The following is a 21,066-nucleotide window of genomic DNA, read 5'->3' on the forward strand; positions in this document are numbered from 1 at the left end:
GCATCACTGGCCCCCTAGAAGGGGGCTCTCGTCTGACCACCCGCAACCACCGGGGACCCCTCCACTCACGTGTCATGTGTTGTGAGCTGGGGGGCTTGTCATGATCGCCGAGCTCGTGGCACGGCTGGTCTCGACCAGCGCGTTGGCGGGCACCCGCGCAAGCCTGACCTTGCTGTGCCTGGGGCTCGCGGGGCGGTTCGAGCTGCTGGCTGCGCCGCACCCGTGGATGACCAGCAACGTTGGGCTGGGGGTCTTGTTGGCGCTGGTGATCGTCGAAGAGCTGGCCGAGCAAGATGAGGATCTGCAAGCGCTGTTCGACATGGTCGCGTACGCGCTGCGCGGGGGCGCGGGGGCGCTGGCGGCCGGAACGATCCAGGCTTCGGCGAGCGGAGCCGGGCTAGAAATTCCGCAGTGGGGCGCGGCGATGGTCGGGGCTGGGCTCGCGGTCGGCACTCACCACTTGCGGGCGCAGCTGCATCAACAGCTGGTGGGCGCTGGCGAGGGCGTGTTGAGCCCGCGAACCTGGCTGGCGTGGCTGGAGCTTGGCGGGGTGCTGGGGTTGATGGTGGCGATCGTGCTCGCGCCGATCTTGGCGCTTGGGTTCGTGGTCGTCGCCAGCTTGGCGGGCGTTGGCGTGATCGTGGCCAAGCGCGCGCTGGAGGATCGCGTGTGGCGGCGGGCCTGCGACGGATGTGGGGCGCGCGTGCGCGTCGAGGCGCGTCGGTGCCCGGGATGTCGGCAGGCCGTGGAGGTCGCGCGGTGGCGGGGGTGAGTCGCATGCTCGACCCTGGACCGGCACCGCCCTCGTGCACTGGGGTGGCGCGGGCGCTTGGGCCGGTCGACGACGAGCGACCCGAGCTGGCCCGGCTCGAGCTCGTCGCGGGGGATCGGTTCTTGCTGTGCACCGACGGCCTCAGCGGCGCGCTGGAGCCCGAGGCGATCGCGGGCCTGCTTGGCGTGGGTGAGGTCGAGGAAGCCGCCGAAGCGCTGACAGCCGCCGCGTTCGAGGCCGGCTCGCGGGACAACATCACCACGCTGGTCGTCGACGTGCGCGCTGCGGTGCGAGGCGTCGCGGGGTAGCCCGGTCGAAGCGGATCTCGACGCTGTCAAGGCATTCTGCGAAGGCTGAGTGGCATGACGGCCGGTTTTGGGCGAAGATCTTCGCAGAACGATGGCTCGCGCCGACCTTCTGATCGATCTCGCTCGTCCGCGCAGGCGCGCAGGGCGACCAAATCGGCTTCCGCCGGACGGTGGAGGCCATCGTCGCTGAGGAACGCGAGCGACAACATCACGTCGTCGCGGATCGACTGCAGGAGTTCCTTCATACCAACGCGCGCGGCGTCGAGACCACCGTTCCCCCCGACGTCGGATCGCTGGTCCATGAGGTCCACCCACGTCGTCTACTCGCCGACCTCACGCTCCCGACCGCCGTACTCGGCGCCTGCACCGAGCTGCTGGAGGAGCAGCGGCGCGTGGACGTACTGCGGGCCCATGCCCTCGAGCCTCGGCACCGAGTGTTGCTCTCCGGGCCACCAGGCAACGGCAAGACCTCGCTCGCCGCGGCGCTCGCGGGTGAGCTGGCAGTGCCAATGCTGGTTGTTCGTTACGACGCGGTGATCGGTAGTTTTCTGGGCGAGACCGCCGCCCGGCTAGCGAGGATGTTCGACTACGTCCGAACGCGCCGCTGCGTGCTCTTCTTCGACGAGTTCGACACGCTGGGCAAAGAGCGGGGCGACGAGCACGAAACGCGTGAGGTCAAGCGTATCGTCAGCTCGCTCTTGCTCAACATCGACGCGCTCCCGTCTCACGCTGTCGTGATCACGGCGACCAACCACCCAGAGTTGCTCGACCGTGCCGTCTGGCGCCGCTTTCAACTTCGGCTCAACCTCCCTCCGCCCGTTGGCCGCGACATCAACCGGTTCCTCGACGCCTTCGAGCAACAGCAGGGCGTCACAGTTGGCGGCCCAGTGAAGAAGAGCGTTCGTTCGGTGCTCGCGGGCCACTCGTTTAGTGAGATCGAGGAGTTCCTGTTGGATGCGCAGCGACGCCTCGTGTTGAGCGGCGGCGCGACGACGGTGGACGAGATCCTGAAGGCGCGGGTAAAACAATGGCGGTTGCGTGGGGCGACGGTGACCGCCGACAATCAGTGAACCAATGGCCGCCGGCGTGCGCGCTGCGGTGCGAGCCGTAGCGAGGTAGCTCGGCGCGTCCTTACGAGTTACGCCTGGGCTGCTCTGGCTCTCGCGTGGGTTTGCGACCGACCACGTGGCGGATGCAGCGCTCCACGACTCCGAGCGATAAGTAGGCAATGGACGCCGCCAACGCGCCCGCTGCCCACCACGTCAGGTTCAGCGCAGACACCACGAGCAGCATGATGCCCATGGCGAGGGCGAAGGGCACGGCGATCATCCGCCAGTTTTCGGCGCGGTTCCACCACGACATGGAGGGCAAGATCCCGCGTTGGGGCTTGGTGGGAGCTTCGAGCCGCTGCAGATGTTTCGACACGGTACGTCAATCGCAATAGTTGTTGAGGGCATCTTTTCCGACTTCATTGGCGATCGCCGCCGCGCCAGCGCACAAAATACAACCGGAGCCCGCCGTGGCACCGCAGCACGCAGCCCCGGATGCTGCGACCATCCCCGTCCACATGTAACGCGCCGCTTTGAGCACGCCCTTCCCAAACTCACTGCAAGGGAACGCCTGGGGTCCTTCGGTGAATGCGTCCAGGAGCGCATGGCCCGGCGCGCCCGAGAGTCCAAATAGGGCCGCAGCAGCCAACGCGTCGCCTCCCGGAGTTGATGTCGTCCAGCTGTCGAGTCCGATGGTGTCGTCGTAGGTTGCATGAACGATCACCTCACCTTCTACGAACAGATAGCCATCGCCCCGAGCCGCGTCGTCGGCAACCAGGACGACCTCGGCACTTCGACCGTCCGGCAGCGTGTACGTCACCGACGCCCACCGCGTGCGGCGACCTTCCGAAGTGGTGTACTCGTCAGCGACGACCTGCGGGGGTGGGTACGTTGGCGAAGCAGAGAGCACCAGTGCCATGACCGTGGTGGGCAACATGGGAAAAACCTAGAGGCACTCTGGACTGCGGCAATCTGCAAGATCTGCGACGCAGGGCGGCCACCGCTGTAGACGAGCAACCGCGGCGCAAGAGCGCCAGGAGCGGACGGGTGACAGCCGCGCACCGCCGGTCCCCGACCGTTCGCACCCAAATACGACCCCCCCCCCAGACGCGGCCGGGGTCGTGGAGTAGCATCCCGATGTGCCCGACCCGCACGAGGGTCCCGGCGAGGTCGCGGCGGGCGACGCCGCGGACCACCCAACCGACGCGACGACCGAGCCGACCCCTGCGCTCGATGCCGACGCGTCGCCCAAGCCTGCGTCGGCGCTCGATGCCGACGCGCTCGCGGAACCACCGTCGGCGCTCACCGCCGACGCGCTGGCCCCCGCGGTCGACACACCCGTCGAGGTCGCGGCCGACCTCGCGCCCGACACTCCACCCGACCCGGAACCACCGACGCCACCCCCGAAGCGCCCTCCCCCTCCTCCCGCGCCCAGGCACCACGCCGCCGTTCGGCTGATCCGCCCCAACGGCGCAGTCATCCTGCTCGGCCTGCTCTGCGCGCTCGCGGCCATCGAGTCGATCTCCGCGTTCCTCGAGTACCGCGAGCGGATCGGCGAGGCCGACTGGGACGAAGTCGCCACGGTGCTCGCCAACCAATCCAGCGAAGCGACCGAGCCCGTGATCGTTGCCAGCGAGTGGCTTGGCCCAAGCGCGCGCATGCGTCTGCCGCAGACCCGCAGCTGGGACGCGCTGGCCTACCCGGATCTGCGCAGCTTCCCCCGGTTCTGGCTGCTCACCCACAAGCGCGAGCGCCCCTGGCGAGGCCCCCTGCGCGCCGAGCTCGAGGGCCTGCCGCGGCCCAAGCTGATCAGCGTTCACGACGTCGGCGAGCTGTCGCTGCAAGAGTACGAACAAGACATCGGCACCGAGCGCTTCTCGCTGCTCGAGTCGGTCCACACGATCACCACTGCGCAGGGTCGGTGTCGCGGCGGCACGGGGACCTGGGACTGCAAAGAGGGCCGCGTCTCGCTGCGCACCGTCGAGATCGACTATCGCCCCCGACGCTGCTTGGTGCTCGAGCTTGGCGACGGCGTGACCGCAGCCATCAACCTGGGCGAGCTCGAGCTTGGCGACCACATCCGGGGCCACGTGGGCTTCGCCGACTTCAACTCACGCCTGCGCGCCGACCCGACCGCGCGCCTGGAGCTGTGGCTCGATGGAGCCGCCGCCGCGCGCTGGGTGTTCACCGACGATCAAGGCTGGGCCGCGTTCGCGCTCGCAACCCCCGCTGGCAAGCACGAGCTCGAGCTGCGCGTCACGTCCACGGTCGCGGGCACCTGGCAGCGCGATGGCCACCGCGACACCCCCACCGACTCGTTGTGCGTGGAGCTGCGTGGTTTTGAAGAAGGGAGCGCGACCCCGTGAGCGAGCTGTCCCCACCCACGCTGCGCGTGCGCGTGCTCCAAGCGCTGAAATCCCCACGCCTGCTCGCGGCGCTGCTCGGCGTGCTGACGGTGCTGGTGCTGCTGCGCGGTGAAGCGCAGATCGGCTACGTACGCGACGAGGGCGTGTACCTCGAGTCATCGCGGCACTACGCGGCTTGGGTCGCCCGCTGGCTCGAACAGGGCAGCGAGGCCAACACCCCCGAGATCCGTGATCGCTACTTTGGCATCAACCACGAGCACCCCGCGCTGATGAAGCTCGCGGCGGGCATGTCCGCGCGGACCTTCGCCGAGCCCCCCGCGCCCGAGGTCGTGGCCGAGATCAACGCGATCAGCAACCCACGCAAGCGCGCCTGGCGAAGCGAGCTCGCGGTGGTCGAGGGCGGCAGGTGGCACTGGATGCGAGAGGGCGCGGCGATGCGCTTACCCGCGATCCTCCTCGCTGGACTGGCGGTCACGCTGCTGTGCGCAACCGGCCACCGACTTGGCGGCGGCTACCTTGGCGGCCTGCTCGCGGCTGGCTACTTCATCTTGCTCCCGCGCGTGGCCTTTCACGCCAGCTTGCACGCCTTCGATGTCCCGATCGCCACAATGACCCTGCTGCTCGCGCTGGTCTGGCTGCGGGCGCTCAGCGACTGGCGGTGGGGTCTGGCGATCGGGCCGCTGCTGGGGGTGGCGATCGCCGTCAAGCACAACGCGCTGTTCATGGGCCCGCTCCTGGCCCTGCACCTGTGGGTGTGCTTGGCGCTGCGCTGGCGGCAAGAGGGCCAACGCCCGCGGCTCACCCAGATTGTGCCGCTGCCGCTGATCAGCATGGCCGTGCTTGGCCCGCTGGTCGCCCTGTTGTTGTGGCCGTGGATGTGGGACGACACCTTCGCGCGATTGGGCGAATACTTCGCGTTCCACAGCGAGCACAGCTACTACAACATGGAGTTTCTCGGGCACAACTACAACCGCCCGCCGCTGCCGATCACCTACCCGTTCGTGATGACCTGGGCGACGGTCCCGAGCGCGCTCTTGTTGTTGTCGTGTGTCGGCTTCTTGCTGACGATGCGGACCATTCGTACGCCCCGCGCGCTGCGTCACCTGGGTCGGTTTGGCGACAACCGCGGGCGCAGGCGACGACGGCCACGCAGCGACGACCCGCAGCCCCGCTGGGTCGCGCCGCTGCCAAGCTTCGAGGGCCGCGAAGAGCCGCTCTTGTACGTTGGCCTGGCCGCGTTTCCGCTGCTGCTGATCGCCCTACCTTGGATCCCGATCTTCGGCGGCACCAAGCACTGGCTGACCGCCTACCCGTTCATGGCCTTGCTCGCCGCGATGGCCTGGGGCCGGCTGTGGTGGCGGGCCCGCACGCTCTTGCGTGATTGGCCCAAGCTGCTGCGCCGGGCGCCGCCGGTGGTGCTGATCGCCGTGCTGGCCCCCGGCGCGTGGGCGACAATTCACGGGCACCCGTTCAACCTCTCGCAGTACGCACCCCTCGCTGGCGGTGCCCGAGGCGCGGCCGCGACCGGGCTCAACCGTGGCTATTGGGGCCACGCGGTCGTGCCCCTGCTCGAGCAAGGCGTGCTGCCAGCCGAGCGCGTGTATTTGCACGACGTCCACCAACTCGCAGTTGAACAGTACCGCCGAGAAGGTCGCTGGCCTGGCTGGCAACCCAACGGCCTTGGCCGCGCCGACGCGGCGTTGCTGTTCCCCGAAAAGCACATGCTCAGCGACGAGATCGAGATCTGGGATCGGTTTGGGACCGTGCAGCCCGCGATGGTCCTGACCCTCGACGATGTGCCCGTGACCATTGTCTATCAGCGCCCGTAGCCTACAGGCAGCCAACACAAACCTCGAGGTGACCGCGCTCTCCAACCGGCATCTCGGGGTTTTCGTAGTCTTCTGGCCCGTTGACATAGGCCACGTCGTCGCAGCTCTCGCTGATGAGCGCGATGCGAATCCCGGCGCCTGGGATCGCGGGATCACCCGGATAGTTGACCTCGCCCCGCTGCTTTCCGTTGACATCGGCAAACTCCGGGTCGAGCTGACAATCAGCGAACGCCGCGCAATCGATGGTCGCGTTACAACCCGACTCCCCAGGCCCGAGGATCGCCCGATTCTCGAGGATCACCGTGTACCAATGGTCGGCATCGCCAACATCGACGGTCACGTTTGACGCCTGCCCTGCGCTGTTTGCCACGCTCACGGTGGTCGGCTCGAAGCAGCCGCAGCCTGGCGCGTAGCCCGACATCACGCAAGCGTCATTGTCTGGACACCCCGCATAATGGTTTGTGTTGGGGTCGAGACGGATCGCTACATTTCCCGAGTCCAGGTCCACGTCTACCGAGCCCGCCAGCCCATCCACGGTGACGTCGCTGCGATCCGGGTAGTCCTCAATGCCCTCATGCAGATTGTCCGAGGTCACCAGCAGCAGCGCGCCATCCCAGCCGGCGGGGATCGTGACGCGAAAGTTGGCCCCGTCGCGCAGTGGCTGAATTAGACCGTCGTAGAACACCCTCACATAACACGCAGTGGTCCCCGGTGCCCAGCACGCGTCGTTCTGGCTGAGCGTGTCGGGCGGCGCCGGGGCGGGGAGATCGTAGAGCCACGGCAGCATGCGGTCGAACGCGTTCTGGGCCCAGCTCATCTTGCTGAGTGAGAAGCGCTGCATCTCGATCGTGATCTCCGTCGCGCCCTCGACGTAGTTGACCTCGATGTCGCCGCGGTTGGCGAAGTTGTCACTCGACACGCGATCACCGATCGACAACAGCTCGAGGCCCTCGGCCGGACCCGCGCCGACGATCTCCCAGTCATCGACCCACGGCCTGCGCCCCTCCGCGTCCGTGGGACTGCCCCCGGTGTCCGTCTCGGTGTCGGAGCTCGTCTCGGTGTCGGAGCTCGTCTCGGTTGGGCCGTCGCCATCATCGGCCTCACCCGGTTGGCACCCGCACAGCCCCACCGCCACACAGCCAAGCAGCCCGAGTATCGACCCGAGTATCGACCCAAGTTTCGACCCAAGTTTCGACCCAAGTTTAGAATTGGTTCGTTGCATGTTGATCTTCCTTCGCCAAGACACGTCCAGACTTCTACGCTCTTACACGCGTCAAGGCCCAACCAGCGCGCAAAAAGAAGCCTTGCCTCGCGACCGGACCGCGCGCGACACTGCGCGCTCCATGGACAAGACCTACCCCTCCGCCAGCGCCGCCATCGAGGGCATGCGCGACGGTATCACCCTGATGTCCGGTGGCTTTGGGTTGTGCGGCAACCCAGAGAACCTGATCAAAGCCGTGCACGCCGCCGGCCACAAAGATCTCGACATCATCTCCAACAACTGTGGCATCGACGGCGTCGGCTTGGGCGTGCTGCTAGACGCTGGCCAGGTGCGCAGCATGACCGGCTCGTACGTGGGCGAGAACAAGACCTTCGAGCGGCTGTTCTTGTCCGGCCAGCTGAAGGTCACGCTGGTCCCCCAGGGCACCCTGGCGGAGCGGATCCGGGCCGGCGGCGCGGGGATCGGTGGGTTCTACACGCCAACCGGCTACGGCACCCCCGTCGCCGAGGGCAAAGAAGTCCGCGAGATCGACGGCCGCTGGTACGTGTTCGAGGCCCCGCTCAAGGCCGACTTCGCGCTGGTCAAGGCCTGGAAGGGCGACCGCCACGGCAACCTGATCTACCGGCACACCGCCAACAACTTCAACCAGGCCATGGCCACCGCGGCGACAATCACCGTCGCCGAGGTTGAAGAGCTCGTCGAGCCCGGCGAGCTCGATCCCAACACCGTCCACACGCCTGGGATCTTCGTCAATCGGATCATCGTTGGCCCGTCCTACGACAAGCAGATCGAATTTCGCACCACGAGGGAGGCCTGACCATGGCGATGACTCGCGAACAAATCGTCATGCGCGTGGCCAAAGAGCTGCGCGACGGCTACTACGTCAACCTTGGCATCGGCATGCCCACGCTGGTCGCCAACCATGTCCCCAAGGGCATGCAGGTGGTGCTGCACAGTGAGAACGGCCTGCTCGGCATCGGCCCGTTTCCAACCGAGGCAGAGGTCGACGCCGATCTCATCAACGCCGGCAAGCAAACCGTCACCGCGATCGCGGGCGCCAGCTTCTTTGGCAGCCACGACAGCTTCGCAATGATCCGCGGCGGCCACCTGGATCTGTGCGTGCTCGGGGCCATGGAGGTCAGCGAGCACGGCGACCTCGCCAACTGGATGATCCCCGGCAAGAAGGTCAAGGGCATGGGCGGCGCAATGGATCTCGTCGCCGGCGCCAAGCGGGTGATCGTGACCATGGATCACGTCAACAAGTCCGGCGATCACAAGCTGCTCAAGCAGTGCAAGCTGCCGCTCACGGGTAAGCGCGTGGTTCACGAGCTGGTCACGGATCTCGGCTACTTCAAGCTTGGGCCACAGGGGTGCACGCTCGTGGAGATTGCGCCGGGCGTCACCGTGGAAGAGATCCGCGAGAAGTCCGAGTGCGAGATCAAGCTGCCCCCGGGCAAGCTGCCCGTCATTCGGGTCTGAGCGGGGCTCACGGCCCGTAGAGCGAGTTCGGAAATTTCTCTGCGAAGTCGGTCCAGCAGCTGTCCGCCGCGTCATCTTCGAGCGCCTGACAGCCCAGCGCGGCGAACGGCTCGGCGAACATCCCGTCGGTAAACCGCTCGGCGTACGCCTGCCGCAGCGCCTCGCGCTGATCAGGCGCGACCATGGTGCGCAGCTGCTCGAACGCGCGCTCGGTCACCCAGTCGTCGCGGCCAAGATCCACGAGCCGACGAAACAACGCCTCGGCCTCGTCGGGCTTGGTGCCGCGCAGCGCGAGCGCGCGACCAAACATCTCGTCATGGGCGAGCGGATCCACGTAGCCCGTGGGCTCCGCTGCGTCGGCGCCCGCGACCGGGTCGACCGGCGCGCCAAGCATCTCGGGTGGCGGCAGCGCCTGCTCGCTGGTCGCCATCATCGCGGCCAATGTGTGCACTGCAGAGCTGACCTCGACCCCCTCTGGGCCAAGCAAGCCGCCGCTGACCCGGACCTTGCCCTGAAACACCTCGACCTCGGGCACCGCGTCCGTGAAGCTCACGCGAAACCGTGCCGCCGTCGCAACGATGTTGTAGCGACCCGCGTGAACCACCCAGGTCGCGCCGTCGTAGCGCTTGACGTGAAGGCTGACCGAGCCGGCCGACAGCGCGATCTCTGCCCCCTTGCTGTCGCTGCGCACCAGCTTGGCGACGGCGTCTTTTGAGGGCTCGACGCGGCTGCCGTGCTCGAGCTCGGCGAAGCTGCCTGGCTCGAGCAGCGGCGGCCCTTCGTCAGCGGGCTGCGCTGCGCCAACCTCGACGAGCTCGTGGGTCTTCTCGTCGAGCGCGGCGAGCCGCTCGCTCATTCGCAGCTGCGAGACCGCGAGCACGACCACCGCCACGCAAGCGATCGCCGCGATCCCCCACGCGAGACCCTGGCGGCCCCGACCCGGCGCCAGGCCAGACGCGTCCAGCTCGGGCTGCGCCAAGCCAGGTTCGGGCGACGTCGGGTCTGGTTCGTGGATCCCCGACTCCAACTCGGCCGATCGCCCAAGCGTCTCGGGCCGGATCGCCTCGAGCCGAAAGTGCGAGCCTGAAAATTGCCCCGCGTGAAACGAGTCGCCCGAGAGATCCAGGTGGCCCGCCCCCTCGCGCAGGTGCGACTCGAAGCGCCGCCTGATCCGGGCCTCCGTTGCCGCGTCTGGCCCACCAAACACCTGCATGTAGTCGTGCAGCGGCGACCCGCCGTCGCCAGCCAACCCCGCCGCCATCGCCTTGGCGACCGGCGCGTGGGCCCCAAACTCGCCAAGCTTGGTCTCGACCACCGTCAGCGTGCGGGTGACTTGGGCCAGCTCGAGATGCAGAAGCTCGGCGACCCGGGCCTGGGTGTGACCCAGCCCCGCGACGAGCACATACACGAAGCGATGCCGCCCTGGCAGATAGGTGAGCAGCTCCTTGACCAACATGGCCGCGACTTGCTTGGGGTTGCTCCGGTCGCTGGCCTGCTCGTGCAAGTGCGCGAGCTCGTCGAGCTTGCGAGAGTGCCGCTTGCGCTTGGGCGCCCGGCCCTTGGACTTGCTCACCGCGACCTGATCCAGCCACGCAGGCAGGCCTTGCAGCCAGGCCGTGAGCACCTCCGAGGCCGCCTCGGCGGCGTTGCCACTGGCCAGCTCGGTCAGCTTCTTGTGGAGCTTGACCAGGGCATCTAGCGCGACCTCTTCCGCGTCGCTGGGGCTGGCGAGCAGCGCGTTGGTGGTGCGAAAGACCGACTGCACCAGCTCCGCGCCAGCGAGATCGATGACGCTCTCGGGCGAGTGCGACCGTTCAGTTTGCCCAGACCGTTCCATTGCCTAGCGCGAGTCTCGCGTGGTTTGCTGCGCGCGTGCGGACTTTTCGAGCTGCGGCCCAACGCCCCCTGCTCCCCCCTTGTGTTCAGCGGTTTCGGAAAGTATCGAAAGTCATGAGCGACGACGCGAGCGGCGATCCCCTCGAGGACGCCCGGCAGACCTTCGTTCGCAGCTGGGGCGCGCTGGGGACCAGCTGGGGGGTCAGCCGCACAATGGCAATGATCCACGCATTGCTGCTGGTCAGCGACGTCCCGCTGTCAACCGACGAGGTCATGGCCGAGCTCGGCGCCAGCCGGGGCAACGCCAACACCAACCTGCGCGAGCTCGTTGGCTGGGGGCTGGTCCGGCGGGTGATCGTCGAGGGCGAGCGCCGCGAGTACTTCGAGGCTGAAAAAGACGTATGGACGATCTTCTGTACGATCGCCCGCGAACGAAAGCGCCGCGAGATCGAGCCGGCCCTGGCCCTGCTCGAGTCCTGCCTCGCCGGCACCAAGGGTCTGCGCAGCGCCAAGGCCAAGGCCTTCCACAAGCAGCTGACCGAGCTCGCGCAGTTCGTCCAGACTGCCAATTCTGTGCTCGAGCGGATCTCGGCGTCCGAGCAGAGCAAGGTGATCCCGGCGATCCTGAAGTGGCTCAAGTAGGCTGGACGAGTCGGCTGACGGGTCCATGTCGTTTCATCTTGAACTTTCAGAACTTTCTGAAAGTATATGAACAACGACGCCACCCCCGGCGTCTGCTCGGCCGCGAGAAACCAGCATGGAACCCGTCATCGTCGTCGCCCTGTTTGTCTTCGGTGGACTGTTTACCTACACGGCCTGCGAGCGCCGACATCGAGCGCGGTGGGTCCGCTTCGAGCGACGCGAGATCGCGTCACACGTTGGCCCCTTTCGCCAATCGGCCGGCTCAGTGCCCACCCGCGACGTGGTAGTCCAAAACCGCGCGCCCAAGCTGATCCGCCGGACTGCCCTGTGGTCGATCTACATGGGCCAAATGGCGGTGCCCGGCGGGCTGCTTGGGTTGGTGGGGCTGTTCGTGGCGGGCATCGGGTTGGTCTCGATCCCCGGCCTGATCCTCGCGGTTCGGATCTGGCGAGTCGGCTACGCGCTGCTGCGAAGGGACCCGGGCGCCGCGGCCAAGGCACGGCAGCTGTGCACCTACGCCCTGGTTCTGAACGCCGTCGGCGTCACGCTCGCGATGATCCTGCCGCTCGCAGGCGGCACGGATTTGCTCCCGGTCGCGGCCACGTTGGTCATCTACGGAGGCGTCTCGTACGCACACGCGATCGCCCTGCGTCGCTGCGCTGAGCTGCTGGAGACCGACAGCAAGCTCCGAACGCGCTACGAATCGGGCGCGTATACGACCCAGGCCCAGCAATTTTCAGCGCGGGCGGGTCACGAAATCCAAGCTTGAAGCTCGCTCAGCCTTGGGTATCCTGTGCGCCGCTTTTGACACGCCGTCCCGCATTCGCCCGACACCACTCGGGTCGCCGCAGCCTGTTCGCGCTCGTGTTCGCTGGCGTGTGGCTGCCGCTGACCGTGAGCGCGCCCGCGTCCGCGTCCGAGCCACTCCCAGCGAGCACCAAAGACGCCAGGGAAGCCGGGGAAGCCAGCGAAGCCAAGGCCACGTGGATCAAGCACCGGATCATCCCCGGTGAGCGGCTTGGCGACATCGCCACCCGCTACAAGGTCAGCACCGACTCGCTGATCCGCTGGAACAAGCTCGACCCCAAGGATCCCAAGATCTTCGCCGGCCGCTCGCTCCGCGTGCTGACCAAGCACGCCCCGCCGCCGCAGCAAAAGCTCGAGTACATCGTCAAGTCGGGCGACACCTGGAACCGGATCGCCAAGGCCCACAACGTAGATCCCGACCTGCTGCGCCTGCGCTGGAACCCCAAGGTGCCCAAGGCGTTCAAGGCTGGGCAGAAGCTGGTGATCTGGGTCGAGCCGGCGGTCAAGCAACCCAAGCCAGCAGGCCCTGCGGGTGAGACCGCTGCCAACGACGCCGCGTTGGCTCCGCTGCCGCTGGTCAAGATCCGCACGGGCTCGATCTCGGTTGGCACCCCCAGCAACGGCAAGCTCATCAACGCGCTGCAGCTGCCAGAGAACAAGCAGCTCTACACCCTGCGCCGGCCCGACGAGGCCTACGGCAGCAGCCACACCCTGGACAACCTGCAGCTCGCCATCGCCCGCTGGCGGCGCGACTCGGGCTTCACGGGCGCGCTCAAGATCGGGGCGATCAGCAAGCAAGGCGGCGGCAAGCTCAAGCCCCACTCCTCGCACCGCAGCGGTCGCGACGTCGACATTCGCCTGCCCGTGGTCGCCCGCGGCGGCTCGGCCGAGCAGATCAGCGACGTCGACTGGGACGCGCTGTGGGGCCTGGTCATGGCGCTCGTCGACACGGGCGAAGTCCAGACGATCTATCTGACCACGGATCGTCAAAAGCACCTGCTGGCCGCCGCCAAGCGGGCAGGCGCGGACCAAGCCACGATCGAGCACGTGCTGCAGTACCCCGAGAAGAGCGGACACAACAATGGGATCGTCCGCAATCAGTCTGGGCACACTGCGCACATTCACGTGCGCTTCAACTGCGCCCCCAATGAAACTCGCTGCGAAGACAAGTGATTGTTACCCCACAGCCGCCTTCGCACTTCGCGGTCACTCGCTTCGCTCGCTCCCAACGGGCCGTTTGTTCGCAGGGGTATGTGTGGCCCCCTAGCAGGGGGCTCTCGTCTGACCACCTGCTGCTGTTGGGTGCCTCTCCATTTACGTGTTCAATTATGACCCCACGGGCGCCTTCGCGGTTTGCGGTCGCTGGCTTCGCGAGCGTGCTTTGAGGACGGGCACGAGGGGCTTTGGGCTCGTGAGCTTGATGTTGGTTGGCTGTATCGAGCAACGGCCGCCCACGCATGTCGGCCGTGCCAACCCGGAAGCTCCGGCGTCTGGACCCGAACCGCACTTGGTGGTGGCGCCCGTCGAGGCCGAGCCGGTCCCACCCGCGCGCGCCGAGACTCTCGAGCTGACCTTTGTTGGCGATGTCGTGCTGGGTCGCTACCTCGTGCATCGGGGCGAGGAGTTCTTTGCCCAGATGCACCCGCCCGCGGACGACCCGTTCGCAAGGGTCGCTTCGCAGCTGGCCGCGGATGTGGTCGTGGGCAACCTCGAGAGCCCCGCGATGTTCGAGGTTCCACCGCTGTCGCCAAGCAGCAACAAGTGGCGGTTTGGGACCTCGGCCGCGCACATGGATCAGCTGCTGCGCGGGGGCTTCACGGTGATGTCGCTCGCCAACAATCACTACTTCGATCTGGGCGTCGAAGGTCAGCTCGAGGGGCCGCAGGTGCTGGCCGATGCTGGGTTATTTGCGATCGGCAGCTCGCGCACCGAAGACCCGCTGCTGCGGGTCGAGACCCTCGAGGTTCAAGGCTGGCGGATCGGCTTCGTCGCGTTTGCGACCTTGCGCAACCATGTTGGCGTGCGCGATGGCCCGCAGCTGCCCTTCACTTCGCTTGGGCAGGTCCGCGAGCGGCTGCTGCCGATCATCGCCAGCGCGCGGGCCGATCATGATCTGCTGATCGTCGTCGTACACTGGGGCAGCGAGTACGCCAACGACGTCGGCAACTCGAACAAGATCGCGGCCCGGACCTTGCTCGACAACGGCGTGGACTTGGTGATTGGACACCACCCCCACGTGCTGCAAGCGATCGAGCGCCACTCGAGCGGGGACGACCACGACGGGCTCATCGCCTACTCGCTCGGCAACTTCTTGTTTCCTCGCAACGACCACCGACCGGGCATGACGGGGGTGCTGCGCGTGCGCTATCGGGACATGCCCGCCAGCGCGCGACCCTGCTTGGACGAGGCCCGGTTTCATCCGGCGTATATCGTTCGGCAGCCCGGCTGGCACCCCGAGCCCGCCCAAGGCCAGCGCGGTCGGCAGGTCCGTCAGCGGCTCGAGCAGCTGTCGGCGTCGCACGGCACCAAGCTCGTGCGCGCTGACCCGAACGGCGAGGCTGCCAGCGAGGATCTAGTCGTCGCGGGCTTGCGCGGGTGTCACAGCGCGACGCCCTTGTAGCCCAGCTTCATCAGGATCCGCGCCGTCCACATCAGCGCGACCGCGATCCTGCGCTCGCTACTGCCCTCAGACCACGGCCGCGGCCGGCCCGAGCCCAAGCAATTGCTCTGCGCACGGACCAATGAGCTGCGCTTGGGCGACGCGGCGCCACTGCGCGCGCTGGGAGGGCGACGGACAACCGAGCGCGAGCAGATCGCGTACGCGATCACTATCCTCGGACGTGACGGACTCCCCGCGATCTGGCGCCAGATCGGCCTGCGCGAAGGCGACCTCGACGATCGGCCGGAGCTCCGGGTGGGCCGCGAGCGCCCACGCCACAAACCGCCAGGCCAGCGCGGCATGACGCGCCTCATCGCTGGCGATCTCGCGCAGGACCTCGACCACCTGCTCGTCGCTGGCGTGCGCGGCCAGGCACGCCGCCTCGTGCGCCGCCAAGGTCTCGCCGATGCAGCCCTCGACCACCGCGGCCCGCAGCGCGGCGGGCAAGTCTTCGCTCGCCGCACCGCTGACCGAGAGCCCACCAAGCGCGAGCGGCCGCCCAGCAAAGCGCGACGCCAGCTGCAGCGCGTGACGAGCGTGGCGGGCCTCGTCGCCGGCTGCCGCGATCGCTTCGGCGACCAATCGCGCGGGCGCAGCATGACGCTGCAACAACCCGACAAACCGCGCAAACGCGGCGACGGACGCATGCTCCCCGCGGGCCATCTCGAGCCAGTGCGCAGCCACCCGCGAGTCTGGCCCGGCGCCTTCGAGCTGCGCGAGCCTGGCCTGACCTGCGACCACGAAGGGACGACCGATCGGCGGCAGCGGCTCGCTCGTGAACACGAAGCAGCAGGCCCCAGGCTGCTCGAACACACCGCACGACTCGAGCGGCTCCCCCCAAAAACAGACCTCCATGCCCTCACACCAGCTCTCGGTGCAGATGTCGTCGCAGGTGGTGCCATCGCCGAGCTCGACGCAGAGCTCGACGTACTCGACGTAGAGGTTGGGATCGAAGGGTCCAAACTCGCAGCTTGGAAACTCCTCGGCGACCTGCTCGGGACCGAGCCACCGCTGCGTGCACTCGGGCTGCGGTGGTAGATCGAGCTTGACGCCGCCGTCGTCGGTGACGTCGCTCGAGCCCTCGTCCGTACTGCCGGTCTCGGCCGCGCCGTCGGTGGACTCGCCGGACTCGTTGGTGTCGAGCGTGTCAGCGGTGTCGAGCGTGTCAGCGGTGTCGAGCGTGTCGGCGGTGTCGAGCGTATCGGCGTCGCTGCTGCTGGGATTGGTGGTCACCCCGCCGTCGTCGCCATCGTTGGGCGTGCTGCCCGAGCAGCCCAGCGGCACCAGTAGCGGAGACACCAGGCCAAGCTGCTTGATGATGCTCCAGCGTAGCCGCCGGGCCGCTACCAACGCCCGCGCATCCACCTGGTCGTGATCCAAATCAGCCATGCCAATAGTCTATCAGTCGGCGCCCGAGCACGGGATCAATTCTGTTCGCCCTGCCATTGGGTTATGGTCCCGCCGTGTCGACCGAAGCCCTGGTCTGCCCTTCATGCCGTGCGCCCGGAGCCTCGGGCCCAAACGCCAACGACGAGTACTTCTGCCGCTACTGCGAGACCCAGTTCCGCCGTACGCCGACACCCGCGGCGGGCCCAGCCGTCGTCAACGTCAACGTCAACGGGCCGACCCAGCAAAAGCCCGCCACCGCGCTCGTGCTTGGACTGGTCACGGTGCTCCTCGGGGTTGGCCTCGCTGGGGGGGTGTTTCTCATGGGCTGGAGGGCCAAGCCGTCCGCGTCCAACTCTGCGTCCGCGTCCGCGTCCGCGCCAGGCGCCAGGTCCAAGCCGGTGGCGGTGGCCGTACCGGCGAGCAGCGAGGACCCGGCCGAGGTCGCCCCCCGCAGCTCGGTCGTCGCGCCCGCGCCGGTCGCCGCCACGCCCGAGCCCGAGATCCTCGCTACCGCTAGCTTCGATTTTCACCGGATCCAGACCGGCTACCAGACCTCGTTCTACGCGCTGGGCGTGGTCACCAACACCTCGCCCTTTCCAATCGACAAGCCCAAGGTCATCGCGGTCCTGCTCGACGAAGCGGGCACCGAGCTCACCACCGACTTTGGCTACGCCGAGCGCGACGTGCTTGGGCCAGACGAGAGCTCGCCCATCAAGATCTTGGTGCAAGATCCACCCGCCCACGCCTCGGTCCGCTACGAGGTCGTGCCGCGCAAGGCCAGCTACATCCCCAAGCTCGTCGAGGGCCTGCGCGTCGAGCCCGGCACGCCGCGGCCGGCCAAGTACGGCGACAATCGCTGGGAGCTCGAGGGCAAGGTGTTCAACGAGGGTACGCTCGGCGCCAAGTTCGTCGAGATCGAGATCCAGGCGCTCGACAAGGACGGCAAGTTGGTTGGTGTGGGCAGCACCTTCGCCGACGGCGAAGTGCTCACACCGGGCGGCTCGGCCCGCTACTCGAACAACTTCGCAACCGCAGAGGCGGTCGATCACTTCGAGTTCTCTGTCACCGGGAAAATCGCAGACTGAGCTCTCGCGCGGGCCACCGTGAGTCAGTCCACGTGCGCCATCCGCAAGCGGGAAACCCTCGCCGGTACTGAGCACAAATTCCAATGTGCGCAATCACAATCCCCTCGCAAACATAGCAGAACGGCACGCAGAGCCGTTTTGCTCGCATTGGCGCATTGGCTATATCGTGTTATCCGTAGGGACGGATGATGATTGAGAATTTCTTAGCAGCGAACCCAACCTTCGCTCCTTCGGCTGCGCCCGCGATCCATGGCGGGCCCGGTGAGCAAGTCGAGCAAGATGATCCCCACGAGCTGATCCTGAAGGTCGCTGGCGCGTCCTCGGTCCACGCGCGCGACGACGTCTACTCCGATCGGATCCGCTGCGATCACCCTGGCAGTCCGCGCGGCGCCTCGCTTGGTCGGTCACTGCTCGCCGCCGCCGAGCAGCTCGATCGCGGCCGCGTCGTCGCGTTTGTGCGGCCCCAGGTCGAAGACGGCCTCAAGCAGGTCGGGTTCGAGCGTGAAGGCCTGATCCCGGGCTTCTACGCGGGCGAGGTCGCCTGCGCCGTCATGGGTGCGTACCCCGACGCCAACCGCGGCGATCTGGCCCACCCGCGCGAAGTCGCGGAGGTCAAGGCGCTGCTCGCCGCGCACGAAGCCAAGGTCACGGCTGCGGCGGAGCCACCAGCGCCCGCGCGACCGCGCATCGAGACCCACCGCGCGACCGTCGAAGACGCGCCCGCGATCGCGGCCTTGCTCGACGAGACCTTCTCTGCCTACCCCACGCCCTCGGGTGACCCCGAGTACGTCGCCGCCGCGATCGCCGACGGCACGCCGTTTCGCCTGGTCGAGGACGACGGCCGCGTCGTCGCCTGCGCGAGCGCAGATCTAATCCTCGACGCGCGCACGGCCGAGCTCACCGACTGCGCGACCCGACCCAGCCACCGCGGTCGCGGGCTCATGCAGAACGTGCTGCTGGATCTCATGGACGACCTGCGCGCGCTCGAGTACCCAACCGCGTTCACGCTCGCGCGGGCCCGGATTCCAGGGGTCAACTTGGCGTTCGCGCGGCTGGGGTTCTCGTTCAACGGGACCATGCGCCAGTCGTGTCGGATCGGCTCCGGCATCGAAGACATGAACATCATGTCGCGGCGCCTGGACACCCACCCGGGCTAGGGGTCGCCGTGAGCACACGCGAGCGCACCCCTGTGTTCTTCAACCCACTGCAGCTCGAGTTCAAGCCGCGCTACGAGTGGGCGTTTGGCGAGAAGATCGCCCACCCCGAGACCACCGCCCGCGCGGAGTCAATCTTGACCGCCGTTGGCAACGCCCGCGAGGACTTCGAGGTTCGCGAGCCCAAGCCGATCCCCGCCAGCGCCCTGCGTGGCTTGCATAGCCTGCAGCTGCTCAACCTCTACGCGACCGCCGAGCAGATCCCCGAAGACACGGACTTCTACCCAACCGTGTTTCCCAAGCTCAAGCGCGGCGAGGGCGACCCCAACAACATCCGCCAAGCCGGCGCGTTTTGCTTTGACTCGGGCACGCCGCTCAACGCCAAGACCCTCAGCGCCGCGACCTGGAGCGCCGCGTGTGCCCGCTCGGCCGCCGACACCCTGCGCAAGGGGGCCAAGCTTGCCTACGCGCTCTCGCGGCCCCCTGGCCACCACGCCCAGCGCGATCTGTTTGGTGGCTACTGCTACTTCAACAACTCTGGGGTCGCGGCCAAGGTCTTGCGTCGGGCCGGCCGGGTCGTTGTCTTGGACATCGACTTCCACCACGGCAACGGCACCCAGAGCCTGTTCTTGCGCGATGAGAAGGTGTTGACGATCTCCCTGCACGGGGACCCGCGCGAGTACTTTCCGTTCTTTTGTGGGTTCGCGTCCGAGGTCGGCGAGGCCCGCGGGCGCGGGTACAACATGAACCTCGTGCTCGAGCCCAAGATCGACGGGGCCCACTACATCAAGGCGCTCGAGGCCCACGCGATACCGGCGATCGAGGCGTTCGAGCCCGACTATCTGGTGCTCGCGGCGGGGCTGGATGCCTATGAGCGCGATCCAATCGGTGACTTCAAATTGACCACCGAAGATTTTTTTGCGCTGGGCGAGCGGATCGGGTGTATGGGGATTCCGGTCGCGGCGATCCAAGAGGGTGGCTATTACACCGAGCACCTGGGCCGCAACGCCGTGGCGCTGCTGCGGGGGCTCAGGGCGGGGCTGGGGCTGGCGGAGTAGTGTGAACGCATGCAGGGTCCGGCGAGCTGCCGGACCCTCACCCGCTACTGTACGCCCTACTGGGGCACGCGCATCACGGTGATCGTCGAGTGATTCGTGACGTTGGGCTGGTTCGCCAGCGTCGTGAGGCTGTCGTCCGAGGTGTCAAACACCTGAAACGCGGTGCCGGGGCTGTAGCCAGAGATGTAGATGAGCCCGCTGGTGAAGTCGGTGTCCGTTGCGGTGTGCTGGGACGTCGGCGTCATGCCAGTGTCGGTCTTCATCCCGTCCTGAGAATCGAAGCGCTGAATGGCCCCGGTGCTGGTGCGCGAGTAGAAGTTGCCGTCAAAGTACGACCCGGTCCGACTGTTCTCGCCCACGGCGGTGGCGTCGACGATCGTCCGCGCGACCGTGTCGTTGGTCGTATCAATCACGCGAAACCCGAGCTGATTCCAGGTCCGAATGTAGAGCTCGTCGTTTTGGCTGTCCCAGGTGCCAGCGGAGGATCCGCTCCCGCCGATGTCGAAGTTGCTCCAAGCGTTGTTGCGATACACGTACAAGGCCGAGGTCCCGTCCTCGAGGTAGTAGAAGCCCTCGTCAAACCAGTGAAACAGGCCAATTGGGCTGCTGACCTGGTTGCCAGGGCCCGGCATCACGTTCGACCACGAGTCGTCGTTGATGTCGTAGCTGTAGACAATGTTGTTGCTGCCCATCAAATAGACGGTGGTGCCATCGTTGGTGATCTGGCTGCGCGTCGTCGTTGGCGGGTTGGTCAGCGTGTCCCAGCTGTTGTTGGCGATGTCGTAGCCGTAGAAGCCCGCGCTGCCGTTTGAGCTGGTGAGGTAGATCTTGCCCAGCGACTCGCCTTGGCACATGGCGCTACATCCGTCGCCGTTGATGTCGTTGCCGTCGTCGCAGGTCTCGTTTCCGGCCCAGACAAAGCCGTCGCCGCAGGTGGCCGCGATGCAACCCCCAACGCAGTCGTCGGTGTCGTCATCGTTGCCATCGTCGCAGACTTCGCCCGCGAGCACGTTCAGCTTCGCGTCGCCACAAGCCGCCACGGTGCAATCATCATTGCACTCGGCGCTCTCCCCCGCGTCGTCGCACTCTTCCACGCCAGCGTAGACCAGGCTGTCGCCGCACGCGGCCACCATGCATGTGCTCGTACACGCAGCGTCATCCGCGTTGGCGAGGCCTAGATCGCACTCTTCGCCGTCTTCGACCACTTCATTGCCACACAGGTCGCCGTCTCCGTCGCCGTCCCCGTCCCCGTCGCCGGTCTCCGTGGTGGTCGCGTCGGTGACGCTCGTGTCGTCGTTGCAAGCAGTGCTGAGGCTGCTCGCGGCGACCATCGAGCGACGATCCCGTGCGTGAGTCGCTCGCGCGGGCCGTCAGCGCGCGCCGATCGCCAGGTGGGTCCCTGACCCAATTC

General features: G+C 67.1%; 21 protein-coding genes. 14 read left to right on the plus strand and 7 right to left on the minus strand.

From position 1 onward, the window contains the following. Positions 1-100: 100 nt before the first annotated feature. Positions 101-772, plus strand: coding sequence for a DUF4126 family protein (locus tag DB30_RS01555; protein WP_052546159.1), 672 nt, complete (start codon positions 101-103; stop codon positions 770-772). 5 nt (positions 773-777) lie between these two features. Then, a complete protein-coding gene (locus DB30_RS01560; RefSeq protein WP_146657824.1) occupies positions 778-1,080 on the plus strand; it encodes a hypothetical protein in 303 nt (100 codons plus the stop codon). A 26-nt stretch (positions 1,081-1,106) separates the two neighbouring features. Here the strand turns inward: DB30_RS01560 and DB30_RS41165 are convergent, their stop codons facing one another. After that, positions 1,107-1,391 (minus strand): hypothetical protein, encoded by a 285-nt coding sequence (locus DB30_RS41165; RefSeq protein WP_205632881.1) that lies wholly within the window; start codon positions 1,389-1,391, stop codon positions 1,107-1,109. 123 nt (positions 1,392-1,514) lie between these two features. Between DB30_RS41165 and DB30_RS41170 the strand changes: the two genes are divergently transcribed. Beyond that, positions 1,515-2,150, plus strand: a complete 636-nt coding sequence (locus DB30_RS41170; protein ID WP_205632882.1) for an AAA family ATPase — start codon at positions 1,515-1,517, stop codon at positions 2,148-2,150. A gap of 61 nt (positions 2,151-2,211) precedes the next feature. Here DB30_RS41170 and DB30_RS01570 read toward each other — a convergent pair whose 3' ends face one another. Then, positions 2,212-2,442: a hypothetical protein gene (locus DB30_RS01570; protein ID WP_146657825.1), complete on the minus strand. Its 231-nt coding sequence runs from the start codon at positions 2,440-2,442 to the stop codon at positions 2,212-2,214. 69 nt (positions 2,443-2,511) lie between these two features. Next, on the minus strand, positions 2,512-3,066 hold the full coding sequence (locus tag DB30_RS01575; RefSeq protein WP_052546162.1) for a hypothetical protein: 555 nt from the start codon (positions 3,064-3,066) through the stop codon (positions 2,512-2,514). 202 nt (positions 3,067-3,268) lie between these two features. Between DB30_RS01575 and DB30_RS01580 the strand changes: the two genes are divergently transcribed. After that, positions 3,269-4,495, plus strand: a complete 1,227-nt coding sequence (locus DB30_RS01580; protein WP_052546163.1) for a hypothetical protein — start codon at positions 3,269-3,271, stop codon at positions 4,493-4,495. Further along, positions 4,492-6,324, plus strand: a complete 1,833-nt coding sequence (locus tag DB30_RS01585; RefSeq protein WP_052546164.1) for a phospholipid carrier-dependent glycosyltransferase — start codon at positions 4,492-4,494, stop codon at positions 6,322-6,324. The genes DB30_RS01580 and DB30_RS01585 overlap by 4 nt, the downstream gene beginning before the upstream one ends. Before the next feature lies 1 nt (position 6,325). On the opposite strand, the gene DB30_RS01590 is transcribed toward DB30_RS01585, so the two are convergent. After that, entirely contained in the window at positions 6,326-7,459 is a 1,134-nt protein-coding gene (locus DB30_RS01590) for a hypothetical protein (RefSeq protein ID WP_052546165.1), read from the minus strand. A 208-nt stretch (positions 7,460-7,667) separates the two neighbouring features. Here DB30_RS01590 and DB30_RS01595 point away from each other — a divergent pair, with 208 nt between their 5' ends. After that, the gene (locus DB30_RS01595) at positions 7,668-8,363 is read left to right on the plus strand and encodes a CoA transferase subunit A (RefSeq protein WP_052546166.1); all 696 of its coding nucleotides are present in this window, start codon (positions 7,668-7,670) and stop codon (positions 8,361-8,363) included. A gap of 2 nt (positions 8,364-8,365) precedes the next feature. Next, on the plus strand, positions 8,366-9,025 hold the full coding sequence (locus DB30_RS01600; RefSeq protein WP_052546167.1) for a CoA transferase subunit B: 660 nt from the start codon (positions 8,366-8,368) through the stop codon (positions 9,023-9,025). 7 nt (positions 9,026-9,032) lie between these two features. Here the strand turns inward: DB30_RS01600 and DB30_RS01605 are convergent, their stop codons facing one another. Continuing rightward, positions 9,033-10,862: a FecR domain-containing protein gene (locus DB30_RS01605; protein WP_052546168.1), complete on the minus strand. Its 1,830-nt coding sequence runs from the start codon at positions 10,860-10,862 to the stop codon at positions 9,033-9,035. A 113-nt stretch (positions 10,863-10,975) separates the two neighbouring features. On the opposite strand from DB30_RS01605, the gene DB30_RS01610 reads away from it, so the two are divergent. The 4 genes from DB30_RS01610 to DB30_RS01625 all read left to right on the plus strand — a co-directional run bounded on the left by DB30_RS01610 (position 10,976) and on the right by DB30_RS01625 (position 14,930). Further along, positions 10,976-11,503: a GbsR/MarR family transcriptional regulator gene (locus DB30_RS01610; RefSeq protein ID WP_052546169.1), complete on the plus strand. Its 528-nt coding sequence runs from the start codon at positions 10,976-10,978 to the stop codon at positions 11,501-11,503. 115 nt (positions 11,504-11,618) lie between these two features. Further along, on the plus strand, positions 11,619-12,272 hold the full coding sequence (locus DB30_RS01615) for a hypothetical protein (RefSeq protein ID WP_052546170.1): 654 nt from the start codon (positions 11,619-11,621) through the stop codon (positions 12,270-12,272). Positions 12,273-12,307: 35 nt separating this feature from the next. After that, complete coding sequence (locus DB30_RS01620) at positions 12,308-13,483, plus strand: penicillin-insensitive murein endopeptidase (protein ID WP_052546171.1); 1,176 nt, start codon at positions 12,308-12,310, stop codon at positions 13,481-13,483. A 247-nt stretch (positions 13,484-13,730) separates the two neighbouring features. Beyond that, the gene (locus DB30_RS01625) at positions 13,731-14,930 is read left to right on the plus strand and encodes a CapA family protein (RefSeq protein ID WP_240480142.1); all 1,200 of its coding nucleotides are present in this window, start codon (positions 13,731-13,733) and stop codon (positions 14,928-14,930) included. Between the two features lie 66 nt (positions 14,931-14,996). Here the strand turns inward: DB30_RS01625 and DB30_RS01630 are convergent, their stop codons facing one another. Further along, entirely contained in the window at positions 14,997-16,358 is a 1,362-nt protein-coding gene (locus DB30_RS01630; RefSeq protein ID WP_052546173.1) for a ferritin-like domain-containing protein, read from the minus strand. Between the two features lie 74 nt (positions 16,359-16,432). On the opposite strand from DB30_RS01630, the gene DB30_RS01635 reads away from it, so the two are divergent. From DB30_RS01635 to DB30_RS01645, 3 genes are all read left to right on the plus strand, one after another. Continuing rightward, on the plus strand, positions 16,433-17,443 hold the full coding sequence (locus DB30_RS01635) for an FxLYD domain-containing protein (RefSeq protein WP_052546174.1): 1,011 nt from the start codon (positions 16,433-16,435) through the stop codon (positions 17,441-17,443). Between the two features lie 188 nt (positions 17,444-17,631). Beyond that, positions 17,632-18,600 carry a GNAT family N-acetyltransferase gene (locus DB30_RS01640; RefSeq protein WP_165703588.1) on the plus strand — a complete coding sequence of 323 codons (969 nt, stop codon included), beginning with the start codon at positions 17,632-17,634 and terminating at the stop codon, positions 18,598-18,600. An 8-nt stretch (positions 18,601-18,608) separates the two neighbouring features. Beyond that, positions 18,609-19,655, plus strand: a complete 1,047-nt coding sequence (locus DB30_RS01645) for a histone deacetylase family protein (RefSeq protein WP_052546176.1) — start codon at positions 18,609-18,611, stop codon at positions 19,653-19,655. A gap of 56 nt (positions 19,656-19,711) precedes the next feature. Here DB30_RS01645 and DB30_RS01650 read toward each other — a convergent pair whose 3' ends face one another. After that, positions 19,712-20,986, minus strand: coding sequence for a DUF4215 domain-containing protein (locus tag DB30_RS01650; RefSeq protein ID WP_052546177.1), 1,275 nt, complete (start codon positions 20,984-20,986; stop codon positions 19,712-19,714). Between the last annotated feature and the right edge of the window lie 80 nt (positions 20,987-21,066).

It is taken from the genome of Enhygromyxa salina (genome assembly GCF_000737335.2).
Lineage (GTDB): Bacteria > Myxococcota_A > Polyangia > Nannocystales > Nannocystaceae > Plesiocystis > Plesiocystis salina_C.